Here is a 270-nt window from a genome sequence, read left to right as displayed (position 1 = left end):
AACGAAATCCTGGCTAGACCATGCAACTCGATAACCGTGCACAAACCCTGTTGAAAGCCCTGGTCGAGCGCTACATCGCCGACGGCCAGCCGGTCGGTTCGCGCGCGCTGTCGAAGATCTCCGGCCTCGACCTTTCTCCGGCCACGATCCGCAACATCATGGCCGACCTCGAGGAAATGGGCTACGTCGCCAGTCCGCACACGTCGGCCGGCCGCATTCCCACGCCGCGCGGCTACCGCCTGTTCGTCGACACGCTGCTTACCGTGCAGC

1 pseudogene is annotated in these 270 nt (G+C 64.1%); it reads left to right on the top strand.

Annotated elements, in window-relative coordinates:
• Positions 1-20: 20 nt before the first annotated feature.
• A pseudogene (locus tag ACCC94_RS30255) lies at positions 21-270 on the top strand (HrcA family transcriptional regulator); the annotation flags it as partial.

Origin of the sequence: Pseudomonas sp. Pseusp97, from assembly GCF_047304025.1 — a bacterium.
Lineage (GTDB): Bacteria > Pseudomonadota > Gammaproteobacteria > Pseudomonadales > Pseudomonadaceae > Pseudomonas.
This window is presented reverse-complemented; position numbering and strand designations above follow the sequence as displayed.